Genomic DNA, 12,335 nt, shown 5'->3' on the forward strand with positions numbered 1-12,335 from the left:
CGTACCCGCAGTGCCTGGTTTGCCCTGCTCTCGTTGAGGAGTAGGGTGATCTTCGTTGCCCCTGCGGGCGGTCCCGGTGATGATCCGCACGGAGCAGGGGGCCTTGACGAACGGCACGCGGCGCGCAATTCTCAGTCCCGTCGTGAGGTCGGGCGAGGTCGATCCGGATCCGAGGCATGGATCGACTACGAAGAGGGCAGTATCCATACGCGCTCCGTGTACGCGGGGCCGCAGCGTTGGAACGCAGGGTTGGTTTGAATAACAGTGGGGAAGGCCTGTTGCCGGACTCCGGAAACCTGGTCTGGACATCAGTGAGCCAAGTGGCTACACTGACCCTTTGCGCTGCCTGTTAGCTGTCCCCTGCCCGTCGCCAGGGGCATGCCCACGCTGAAGCACATTGGACCGAACGTCTCTGACCTGGCCTTTCAAGCCAGATCGGGACCGTCTGTCCCTGTGAATGGCTGGGACCGGTACGCGCGTAGTGAGTCCGAGCCCTCGGAAGGACCCCCTCTTGGCCGCCTCGCGCAACGCCTCGACCAATACGAACAACGGCGCCAGCACCGCCCCGCTGCGCATCTCCTTTGCAAAGATCAAGGAGCCCCTCGAGGTTCCGAACCTCCTGGCGCTGCAGACCGAGAGCTTTGACTGGCTGCTCGGCAATGCCGCCTGGAAGTCTCGCGTCGAGTCGGCGCTCGAGAGTGGACAGGACGTCCCCACCAAGTCCGGTCTGGAAGAGATCTTCGAGGAGATCTCGCCGATCGAGGACTTCTCCGGGTCGATGTCGCTGACCTTCCGCGACCACCGGTTCGAGCCGGCGAAGAACTCCGTCGACGAGTGCAAGGAGCGCGACTTCACGTACGCGGCGCCGCTCTTCGTCACGGCCGAGTTCACGAACAACGAGACCGGTGAGATCAAGTCTCAGACGGTCTTCATGGGCGACTTCCCGCTCATGACCAACAAGGGCACCTTCGTGATCAACGGCACCGAGCGTGTCGTCGTGTCGCAGCTGGTGCGCTCCCCCGGTGTCTACTTCGACTCCTCCATCGACAAGACGTCCGACAAGGACATCTTCTCCGCCAAGATCATCCCGTCCCGGGGTGCCTGGCTGGAGATGGAGGTCGACAAGCGCGACATGGTCGGCGTCCGTATCGACCGCAAGCGCAAGCAGTCCGTCACCGTCCTCCTGAAGGCCCTCGGCTGGACCACCGAGCAGATCCTCGAGGAGTTCGGCGAGTACGAGTCCATGCGCGCCACCCTGGAGAAGGACCACACCCAGGGCCAGGACGACGCGCTGCTCGACATCTACCGCAAGCTGCGTCCGGGCGAGCCGCCGACCCGTGAGGCCGCGCAGACGCTGCTCGAGAACCTGTACTTCAACCCGAAGCGCTACGACCTCGCGAAGGTCGGCCGCTACAAGGTCAACAAGAAGCTCGGTGCGGACGAGCCGCTGGACGCCGGCGTGCTCACCACCGACGACGTCATCGCCACGATCAAGTACCTGGTCAAGCTGCACGCGGGCGAGACCGAGACGATCGGCGAGAACGGCAACCAGATCGTCGTCGAGACCGACGACATCGACCACTTCGGCAACCGTCGTCTGCGCAACGTCGGCGAGCTCATCCAGAACCAGGTCCGCACGGGTCTGGCTCGTATGGAGCGCGTCGTGCGCGAGCGCATGACCACGCAGGACGTCGAGGCGATCACGCCGCAGACCCTGATCAACATCCGGCCGGTCGTCGCCTCCATCAAGGAGTTCTTCGGCACCAGCCAGCTGTCGCAGTTCATGGACCAGAACAACCCGCTGTCCGGGCTGACGCACAAGCGTCGTCTGTCCGCGCTCGGCCCGGGTGGTCTGTCCCGTGAGCGGGCCGGCTTCGAGGTCCGTGACGTGCACCCGTCGCACTACGGCCGCATGTGCCCGATCGAGACCCCCGAAGGCCCGAACATCGGTCTGATCGGCTCGCTCGCCTCCTACGGCCGCGTCAACGCGTTCGGCTTCGTCGAGACGCCGTACCGCAAGGTCGTCGACGGCCAGGTCACCGACGAGGTCGACTACCTGACCGCGGACGAGGAAGACCGCTTCGTCATCGCCCAGGCCAACGCCGGCCTGTCCGAGGACCTGCGCTTCACCGAGAACCGCGTGCTGGTCCGCCGTCGTGGCGGCGAGATCGACTACATCGCCGGCGACGACGTCGACTACATGGACGTCTCCCCGCGCCAGATGGTGTCCGTCGCGACCGCGATGATCCCCTTCCTCGAGCACGACGACGCCAACCGTGCCCTCATGGGCGCGAACATGATGCGCCAGGCCGTTCCGCTCATCAAGGCGGAGGCCCCGCTCGTCGGCACCGGCATGGAGTACCGCTGCGCGGTCGACGCCGGTGACTCGATCAAGGCGGAGAAGGACGGTGTCGTCCAGGAGGTCTCGGCCGACTACATCACCGTCGCCAACGACGACGGCACGTACACCACGTACCGGGTCGCCAAGTTCTCCCGCTCCAACCAGGGCACCTCGGTCAACCAGAAGGTGATCGTCAACGAGGGCGACCGCATCGTCGAGTCGCAGGTCCTCGCCGACGGCCCGGCGACCGAAGAGGGCGAGATGGCCCTCGGCAAGAACCTGCTCGTGGCGTTCATGCCGTGGGAGGGTCACAACTACGAGGACGCGATCATCCTGTCGCAGCGCCTCGTGCAGGACGACGTCCTCTCCTCGATCCACATCGAGGAGCACGAGGTCGACGCCCGTGACACCAAGCTCGGCCCCGAGGAGATCACCCGGGACATCCCGAACGTCTCCGAGGAGGTCCTCGCCGACCTCGACGAGCGCGGCATCATCCGCATCGGTGCGGACGTCGTCGCGGGCGACATCCTGGTCGGCAAGGTCACCCCGAAGGGTGAGACCGAGCTGACCCCGGAGGAGCGCCTGCTCCGCGCGATCTTCGGTGAGAAGGCCCGCGAGGTGCGTGACACCTCGCTCAAGGTCCCCCACGGTGAGATCGGCAAGGTCATCGGCGTCCGCGTCTTCGACCGCGAGGAGGGCGACGAACTTCCTCCGGGCGTGAACCAGCTGGTCCGCGTCTACGTCGCCCAGAAGCGCAAGATCACCGACGGTGACAAGCTCGCCGGCCGCCACGGCAACAAGGGTGTCATCTCCAAGATCCTTCCGATCGAGGACATGCCGTTCCTCGAGGACGGAACCCCGGTCGACATCATCCTCAACCCGCTGGGTGTCCCGTCCCGAATGAACCCGGGACAGGTCCTGGAGATCCACCTCGGCTGGCTCGCCAGCCGCGGCTGGGACGTCTCCGGCCTCGCGGACGAGTGGGCGCAGCGCCTCCAGGCGATCGGCGCCGACAAGGTCGAGCCCGGTACGAACGTCGCCACCCCGGTGTTCGACGGTGCCCGCGAGGACGAGCTGGCCGGTCTGCTCCAGCACACGATCCCGAACCGCGACGGCGAGCGCATGGTGCTCCCGACCGGTAAGGCGCGCCTGTTCGACGGCCGCTCCGGCGAGCCGTTCCCGGACCCGATCTCGGTCGGGTACATGTACATCCTCAAGCTGCACCACCTGGTCGACGACAAGCTCCACGCCCGCTCGACCGGTCCGTACTCGATGATCACGCAGCAGCCGCTGGGTGGTAAGGCGCAGTTCGGTGGTCAGCGCTTCGGTGAGATGGAGGTGTGGGCGCTCGAGGCGTACGGCGCCGCGTACGCCCTCCAGGAACTCCTGACGATCAAGTCCGACGACGTGACCGGCCGCGTGAAGGTCTACGAGGCCATCGTCAAGGGCGAGAACATCCCCGAGCCGGGCATTCCCGAGTCCTTCAAGGTGCTCATCAAGGAAATGCAGTCGCTCTGCCTCAACGTGGAGGTGCTGTCCTCGGACGGCATGTCCATCGAGATGCGCGACACCGACGAGGACGTCTTCCGCGCGGCGGAGGAGCTCGGTATCGACCTGTCCCGGCGCGAGCCGAGCAGCGTCGAAGAGGTCTGACGGGCCTGGCCGGGGGATCGCGAAGATCCCCCGGCCGCCCCGGGACCGTTCAGACCATGATTGAGACTCGACCCCGAAAGAGGGATTGACGCACAGTGCTCGACGTCAACTTCTTCGACGAGCTGCGGATCGGCCTTGCCACCGCGGACGACATCCGAACCTGGTCGCACGGCGAGGTCAAGAAGCCGGAGACCATCAACTACCGCACCCTGAAGCCCGAAAAGGACGGACTCTTCTGCGAGAAGATCTTCGGTCCGACCCGGGACTGGGAGTGCTACTGCGGCAAGTACAAGCGTGTCCGCTTCAAGGGCATCATCTGTGAGCGCTGTGGCGTCGAGGTCACGCGCGCCAAGGTGCGCCGTGAGCGGATGGGCCACATCGAGCTCGCCGCTCCCGTCACCCACATCTGGTACTTCAAGGGCGTCCCGTCGCGCCTGGGCTACCTGCTGGACCTCGCGCCGAAGGACCTCGAGAAGGTCATCTACTTCGCCGCGTACATGATCACGTTCGTCGACGACGAGCGCCGCCAGCGCGACCTGCCGTCGCTGGAGGCCCACGTCTCCGTCGAGCGCCAGCAGATCGAGAACCGCCGCGACGCCGACCTCGAGGGCCGCGCCAAGAAGCTCGAGAGCGACCTGGGCGAGCTCGAGGCCGAGGGTGCCAAGGCCGACGTGCGCCGCAAGGTGCGCGAGGGCGCCGAGCGCGAGATGAAGCAGCTGCGCGACCGCGCCCAGCGCGAGATCGACCGCCTCGACGAGGTGTGGAACCGCTTCAAGAACCTCAAGGTCCAGGACCTGGAGGGCGACGAGCTGCTCTACCGCGAGCTGCGCGACCGCTTCGGCACGTACTTCGACGGCTCGATGGGTGCCGCGGCGCTGCAGAAGCGCCTGGAGTCCTTCGACCTCGAGGAGGAGGCCGAGCGTCTCCGCGAGATCATCCGTACCGGCAAGGGCCAGAAGAAGACCCGTGCGCTCAAGCGCCTCAAGGTCGTCTCCGCGTTCCTGCAGACCAGCAACAGCCCCAAGGGCATGGTGCTCGACTGCGTGCCGGTCATCCCGCCGGACCTGCGTCCGATGGTGCAGCTGGACGGTGGCCGCTTCGCGACCTCCGACCTGAACGACCTGTACCGCCGTGTGATCAACCGCAACAACCGTCTGAAGCGCCTTCTCGACCTCGGTGCCCCCGAGATCATCGTGAACAACGAGAAGCGCATGCTCCAGGAGGCGGTCGACGCCCTCTTCGACAACGGCCGTCGCGGTCGCCCGGTCACGGGCCCGGGCAACCGTCCGCTGAAGTCCCTCAGCGACATGCTGAAGGGCAAGCAGGGTCGATTCCGTCAGAACCTTCTCGGTAAGCGTGTGGACTACTCCGCGCGTTCCGTGATCGTCGTCGGTCCGCAGCTGAAGCTGCACCAGTGCGGTCTGCCCAAGGCCATGGCGCTGGAGCTCTTCAAGCCGTTCGTGATGAAGCGCCTGGTCGACCTGAACCACGCGCAGAACATCAAGTCGGCCAAGCGCATGGTCGAGCGCGGCCGCACCGTCGTGTACGACGTCCTCGAAGAGGTCATCGCCGAGCACCCGGTGCTGCTGAACCGTGCGCCCACGCTGCACCGCCTCGGCATCCAGGCCTTCGAGCCGCAGCTGGTCGAGGGCAAGGCCATCCAGATCCACCCGCTCGTCTGCACCGCGTTCAACGCGGACTTCGACGGTGACCAGATGGCCGTCCACCTGCCGCTCTCCGCGGAGGCGCAGGCCGAGGCCCGCATCCTGATGCTGTCCTCGAACAACATCCTCAAGCCGGCCGACGGCCGTCCGGTCACGATGCCGACCCAGGACATGGTCCTCGGTCTGTTCTTCCTGACCACCGACGGTGAGCTGCGCGACACCAAGGGCGAGGGCCGGTCCTTCGGCTCCACCGCCGAGGCGATCATGGCGTTCGACGCCGGCGAGCTCGCGCTCCAGTCGTCGGTCGACATCCGCTTCCCCGTGGGCACCATTCCGCCGCGCGGCTGGGTCGCCCCGGTCGCCGAGGAGGGTGAGCAGGAGTTCCAGCCGGGCGACAGCTTCCGTCTGAAGACCACGCTGGGCCGTGCGCTCTTCAACGAGCTGCTTCCCGAGGACTACCCGTTCGTCGACTACTCGGTGGGCAAGAAGCAGCTCTCCGAGATCGTCAACGACCTGGCGGAGCGCTACCCCAAGGTCATCGTGGCGGCGACGCTCGACAACCTGAAGGCCGCCGGCTTCCACTGGGCGACCCGTTCCGGTGTCACCGTGGCCATCTCCGACGTCGTCGTGCCCGAGGCCAAGAAGGCCATCGTCGCGGGCTACGAGGCGCAGGACGAGAAGGTCCAGAAGCAGTACGAGCGCGGTCTGATCACCAAGGACGAGCGCACGCAGGAGCTCATCGCGATCTGGACCAAGGCGACCAACGAGGTCGCCGAGGCGATGAACGCGAACTTCCCCAAGACCAACCCCATCTTCATGATGGTTGACTCGGGTGCCCGAGGAAACATGATGCAGATGCGACAGATCGCCGGTATGCGTGGTCTGGTGTCGAACGCGAAGAACGAGACCATCCCGCGTCCGATCAAGGCCTCGTTCCGCGAGGGCCTGTCGGTGCTGGAGTACTTCATCTCCACGCACGGTGCCCGTAAGGGTCTGGCCGACACCGCCCTGCGTACCGCCGACTCGGGTTACCTGACCCGTCGTCTGGTGGACGTCTCGCAGGACGTGATCATCCGCGAGGAGGACTGCGGCACCGAGCGCGGTCTGAAGCTGAAGATCGCGGTCCGCGGCGAGGACGGCGTCCTGCGCAAGGCCGACGACGTCGAGACCTCCGTGTACGCCCGCATGCTGGCCGAGGACGTCGTCATCGACGGCAAGGTCATCGCGCCGGCCAACGTGGACCTCGGCGACGTGCTGATCGACGCCCTGGTCGCCAACGGCGTCGAGGAGGTCAAGACCCGCTCGGTCCTGACCTGCGAGTCCGCGGTCGGCACCTGTGCCTTCTGCTACGGCCGCTCGCTGGCCACGGGCAAGCTGGTCGACATCGGTGAGGCGGTCGGCATCATCGCCGCCCAGTCCATCGGTGAGCCCGGTACCCAGCTGACGATGCGTACCTTCCACACCGGTGGTGTGGCCGGTGACGACATCACCCAGGGTCTGCCGCGTGTCGTCGAGCTCTTCGAGGCCCGTACCCCGAAGGGTGTCGCCCCGATCTCCGAGGCCGCCGGCCGCGTGCGGATCGAGGAGACCGAGAAGACCAAGAAGATCGTCATCACCCCCGATGACGGTTCGGACGAGACCGCCTACCCGATCTCGAAGCGTGCGCGCGTCGAGGTCGGCGAGGGCGACCACGTCGAGGTGGGCCAGAAGCTCACCGCGGGTGCCACCAACCCGCACGACGTGCTGCGCATCCTCGGCCAGCGCGCGGTCCAGGTCCACCTGGTCGGCGAAGTCCAGAAGGTCTACAACTCGCAGGGCGTGTCGATCCACGACAAGCACATCGAGATCATCATCCGGCAGATGCTGCGCCGCGTGACGATCATCGAGTCGGGCGACGCCGAGCTGCTCCCGGGCGAGCTCGTCGAGCGTTCGCGCTTCGAGTCCGAGAACCGTCGTGTGGTCACCGAGGGCGGTCACCCCGCCTCCGGCCGTCCGCAGCTGATGGGTATCACCAAGGCCTCGCTCGCGACCGAGTCGTGGCTGTCGGCGGCGTCCTTCCAGGAGACGACCCGGGTTCTGACCGACGCGGCGATCAACGCCAAGTCGGACTCCCTGATCGGCCTCAAGGAGAACGTCATCATCGGTAAGCTCATCCCGGCCGGTACGGGTCTGTCCCGCTACCGCAACATCCGGGTGGAGCCCACCGAGGAGGCCAAGGCCGCGATGTACTCGGCCGTCGGCTACGACGACATCGACTACTCGCCCTTCGGCACCGGCTCCGGCCAGGCTGTCCCGCTGGAGGACTACGACTACGGCCCGTACAACGGCTGAGGTCGGCAGCAGTAGCTGAGACGCATACAGGGCGGTCACCCCTCACGGGGTGGCCGCCCTGTGGCGTTGGCGGGTGCCGCGCCGCGGCCGGTCAGCGGGGCTGGAGGTACGGCTGGAGGTGGTGCAGCCGGGTCCGGTGGTCCGGGTGGGTGGAGAGCATCCGGGCCAGCGTGCCGGGCTCGTCGAAGGCCTTGCCCGTCTGGGCCATCAGCTGGCGCTTCTCCTCCTGCTCGGCGGCCATCAGGTCGTAGAGCATCTGGGAGAGCTCCGGCGCGAAGCCGAGACCGGCGGCGTTGGCGTCGGCGCGGAGCTCGGCGCGGCGGCCGACGGCGGCCATGAAGTACGGCATGACCAGCAGGAGCAGGGGCAGGCCGAACGTCGCGGTGATGGTCGCCAGGGTGAGGGCGCCGACGGTGAGGATCAGGACGCCGGCCGCGAGGTAGGAGAAGAAGCTCGTGAAGCGGATCATGAAGACCGTCACGACCGTGATGATCCGCCAGGCGACCCGGCCGGGCAGCCCGTACCACCAGCCGAGCAGACCGGACCAGGCGTGGCCGCCGGTGTGGTGCCCGAGCTCGTGGGCGAGGACGGCGGCGAGCTGGCCCCGGGGGAGCTTGTCCAGGGCGAACCGGGTGACACCGACGATGTGGCCGGCGGCGGCGTACGCGTTGACGTGCTCGCTGTCCTCGATCCACAGCTCGTAGCGGCGGCCGTCGATGCCGGCGCGGGCGGTCACCTCGTGCCAGATCGGCGTCAGCGCGGCCAGCTCCTGGGGGAGCGGGCGCTGGAGGCGCAGCAGGTGGCGGGCGAAGAAGTCCTCGCTGGGCCGGTGGAAGACGAGGGCGCCGGAGGCGATCCAGAGGAGGGCGGGCAGCCAGGCGGGGATGCCGCTGATCGCTTCCAGGATGGCGGCGGCGAGCAGCACGACGAACAGGCTCATCAGGAACCCGGGGATGTGCAGGGCGAGCTGCCCGAAGGCGGTGGCGTCGGTGCTGCGCTGCTGGGCCTTGTAGTGGACCCGGGTACCGGGGGTGTGCTGGTAGTCGATGTCGTCGGCGGGGGCGGCGGCGTACGCCTGCGGGTGCGGGTGCGGGTGCGGGTGCGGGTGCGGGTGCGGGTGGGCCGGGGCGCCGGTGGGAGGCGTGGCCTGGGGTGCCGTCTGGGGCGGGAGCTGCGGCGGGATGTGCGGGACCTGCGGGGGCTGTGGGGCGTACGGGGCCTGCACCGGGGCCTGCGGGGCTTGAGGGTACGCGGGTGCCTCGGGGTACGCGGATGCGTCGGGGTACGCGGGTGGTGCCGCCGGGTAGGGATGCGGCTGCGCCGGGGGTGCCGCCGGGTACGGGGGCGGTGCCTGGGTGTGGGGCTGGGGTTCGGTCGGGTACGCGGGTGGTGCCTGGGTGTGGGGCTGGGTCGGGTACGCCGGTGGTGCGTGGGTGTGGGGTGCGGTGGGGTAGGCGGGCGGTGTCTGGGGCTGGGCCGCGGTCGGGTACGCGGGCGGTGCCTGGGTGTGGGGCTGGGTGGGGTAGGCGGGTGGTGCCTGGGTGTGGGGCTGGGTCGGGTACGCGGGCGGTGTCTGGGGCTGGGGTGTGGTCGGGTACGCGGGCGGTCGCGGGGCGGCGTCGTACGCCTGCGGATCCGGCTGCTCCGGGTAGGACGGGGCCTGCGGGTACTCGGGCGGCTTGGGCGGCGCCTTGCGGGCCGGCCGCTGCGGGTGCTGCGGGTCGGGTTCGGGTGGCTGTTGCATGGTCATCCTTCTTGGTGGGGACGTCAGCCCAGGAGCAGGGCGGCGGGCAGCAGGGCCGCGCCGATGACGAAGGCCAGCAGGCCCGCACGGATCCACTGGTGCTTGCGGGTGGCGATCCGGCTGTTCTCCGCGAGTGCCGCCATGAGCGAGGCGGCGGGGTCGCGGTCGGTCGCGGCGAGCGCTTCCGCGAGGCGGCCCTGGCGGACCGCCGACCGGATGTCGCCGAAGTAGGAGAGCGGGCTGCCCGGGCGCCACTCGGCCGCGCGGTAGCGGGGCAGTACGGCGAGCAGCAGGGCGGGCAGCGCGAGCGCGAGCGCGGTGATCCCGGCCCACCACACGACGGTGCCGGGCGTGGAGAGCACCGCCGGCCGCCAGCCCCGGCCGGCGAGCAGGGCGCCGACGACCCCGGCGGTCATGCCGAGCGCGCCGACCAGCACGGAGGCCTTGCTGTCGGCGCGGGCTATCTCGGCGCGGAGGTCGGTGAGCAGCCGGGTGGCGGCGTCGGTCCCGGGGACCGGGGCCGGGGCCGGAGCCGGCGGCTGGGCCGCGGGCCGGGCCGACGACGACGGTGGTTCCACCGTTGCCGGGGGCCGGGCCGCCGCCGACGCCGGTGGTTCCGGCGTGGCCGGGGACGGCGGTGCCGGCTGGGGCGTGGCCGGGGGCGCGGGGGCGGACTCGGTCACCGGTCCTCCCGACGACGCGGGTGGTTCCGGCGTGGCGTGGCGCGGCGGTGCCGGCTGGGGCGTGGCCGGGGGCGCGGGGGCGGACTCGGTCACCGGTCCTCCCGCTGGGCCTCGGTGTCCTCGGCCCGGTCCGCGTCGTCCTGCGGCTCGGCGCCCTCCGGGCGGACAGGCGCCTGCCCGTACCCGGGCGGCGGCTGCCAGGCCGGGAACGTGGTGGGCGGCCCGGCGTGCGGCGGTGCCGGGGGAGTTCCCGGCCTGGGCGGGGCGGCCGCCGGGCCGCCGTACGGCTGACCCGCTGGCGGGGTGGCGTACGGCTGCGCCGGGGCGCCGGTGGGCGCGGTCCGGCCCGGCACGGGCGGTGCGCCGTACGGCGTGCCGTACGGCGTGGGGGCGCCGGGCTGAGCGGCGTACGGCCGGGTCGGACCGGCGGGCGCCGGCCCGCCGGGGGCCTGCGGGCCGCCGTAGGGCGCGGGTGCCTGCGGGGCGGCGTAGGGCCGGGCCGGGTCGGTGGCCTGCGGCGGGCTGTAGGACGGGGCGCCGCCCGGGGCCGTCGGCTGGCCGGGGGGCGGTGGGGTGCCGTAGGGCTGGGGCTGGCCGGGGGGCGGTGGGGTGCCGTAGGGCTGGGGCTGGCCGGGGGTCGGTGGGGTGGCGTACGGCTGCGGCTGGCCGGGGGCCGGCGGCTGGCCGTACGGCTGGGACGGGTCGGCGGGGGCGGGCCCGCCCGGCGGCAGGCCGGCGTGCGGCTGCGAGGGGTCCGGGGCGGGCTGCTGGGACGGGTCCAGCGCGAAGGGCTGGCCGGTGGTGACCCCCGGCAGGCGCTGGGTCAGGATGTCGTTCACCGCCTGGAGGGCCAGCGCCTTGGGGCCCTCCAGCTCGAAGTTCTCCGCGCCGTCCGCGCCCAACAGCTGGCCGACCAGGCCCATCTGGGCCTGGATCAGCCGCAGCTGGTCCTCGCGCATGCTGTTCATGACCAGCGCCGAGTCCTCCGGGTGCGACGCCAGGTGCAGCGCCCACTGGTGCACCCCGCCCTGCTCCAGGTGGAACTGGTAGAACGCGATCTTCTGCGCCTCGATCTGCTGCCGCTCGATCTCGTACCTCCCGCGCAGCAGCGCCTGCTCCTGCTCCCAGTGCTGCCGCTGGAGCTCCAGCTCGTGCTGCCGGCGGCCGTACTCCATGCCCCGCCCCGCCATCAGCACGTCCTGCTGCCGGCCGCGCGCGTCCACCGAGACGTCCACGTCCGCGCCCCGCCGCTGCGTGAGGATCTCCTCGTCCGCCGCGTGGCCGATGGCCTGGAGGCGCCGCTGGTGGTCGATGTTGTCCTGGTCGCGGCGCAGCCGTACGGTCCACGCGACCTTCAGGCCCACCGCCTCGCCCAGCGCCCCGCGGGCCCGTACCGCGTCGAGCAGGCCCGTCTCCGCCGCCGCGCTCTCCGCGATCGGGAAGCCCCGGGTCACGGGCCGGGCCGCCTGCTCCAGCTCGCCCAGCAGCAGCCGCGGCACGTCCCGGCAGCCGCTGCGGACGAACTCCGCCGGGTCCGCCACCTGCCAGTCGAGTTCGAGGACGGCCTCGAACTCCAGCGCGTCGTTGTCACTGGGCAGCCGGATCTCCATGCGGACCGGGTGGATGCCCATGTCCACCTCGTACACGGCCGTGTAGCGCTTGGTGGAGCTCGGCCGGGCCGGCGGCAGGTACGCCTCGAAGGTGCCCTTGGGGGTCGTGTACACGGCGGCGTAGTCGATGCGCGTCGGCGCTCTGCGGGCCACCTCGAACCGGCCCAGCTGCCGGACGGTGATCACCGGGTCGATCAACGCGCTGTGGCGGTGCGCGTGTTGATCCCACTCGGGTGGGCGACGGAAGTCGGCCATGGTACGGATCTCCTTGGCGGTACTGAGGGGAGGGGTGGAGCGGGTTGTCGTTGT

At 69.9% G+C, this 12,335-nt stretch carries 5 protein-coding genes; 2 read left to right on the forward strand and 3 right to left on the reverse strand.

Features of this window, described 5'->3' with window-relative positions; translation table 11 throughout:
• Window positions 1-511: 511 nt before the first annotated feature.
• On the forward strand, window positions 512-3,994 hold the full coding sequence (gene rpoB, locus ACIPXB_RS21730) for a DNA-directed RNA polymerase subunit beta (RefSeq protein WP_401452329.1): 3,483 nt from the start codon (window positions 512-514) through the stop codon (window positions 3,992-3,994).
• Window positions 3,995-4,089: 95 nt separating this feature from the next.
• Window positions 4,090-7,989, forward strand: coding sequence for a DNA-directed RNA polymerase subunit beta' (locus tag ACIPXB_RS21735; protein WP_401452331.1), 3,900 nt, complete (start codon window positions 4,090-4,092; stop codon window positions 7,987-7,989).
• Between the two features lie 91 nt (window positions 7,990-8,080).
• Here the strand turns inward: ACIPXB_RS21735 and ACIPXB_RS21740 are convergent, their stop codons facing one another.
• The 3 genes from ACIPXB_RS21740 to ACIPXB_RS21750 form a co-directional block, all read right to left on the reverse strand.
• Window positions 8,081-9,733 (reverse strand): M48 family metalloprotease, encoded by a 1,653-nt coding sequence (locus tag ACIPXB_RS21740; RefSeq protein WP_401452333.1) that lies wholly within the window; start codon window positions 9,731-9,733, stop codon window positions 8,081-8,083.
• 23 nt (window positions 9,734-9,756) lie between these two features.
• Window positions 9,757-10,416, reverse strand: a complete 660-nt coding sequence (locus tag ACIPXB_RS21745) for a Pycsar system effector family protein (protein ID WP_401452335.1) — start codon at window positions 10,414-10,416, stop codon at window positions 9,757-9,759.
• A gap of 89 nt (window positions 10,417-10,505) precedes the next feature.
• A complete protein-coding gene (locus ACIPXB_RS21750; protein ID WP_401452337.1) occupies window positions 10,506-12,281 on the reverse strand; it encodes a hypothetical protein in 1,776 nt (591 codons plus the stop codon).
• Between the last annotated feature and the right edge of the window lie 54 nt (window positions 12,282-12,335).

The organism is Streptomyces sp. NPDC090022 (assembly GCF_044748145.1).
Taxonomy (GTDB): Bacteria; Actinomycetota; Actinomycetes; order Streptomycetales; family Streptomycetaceae; genus Streptomyces.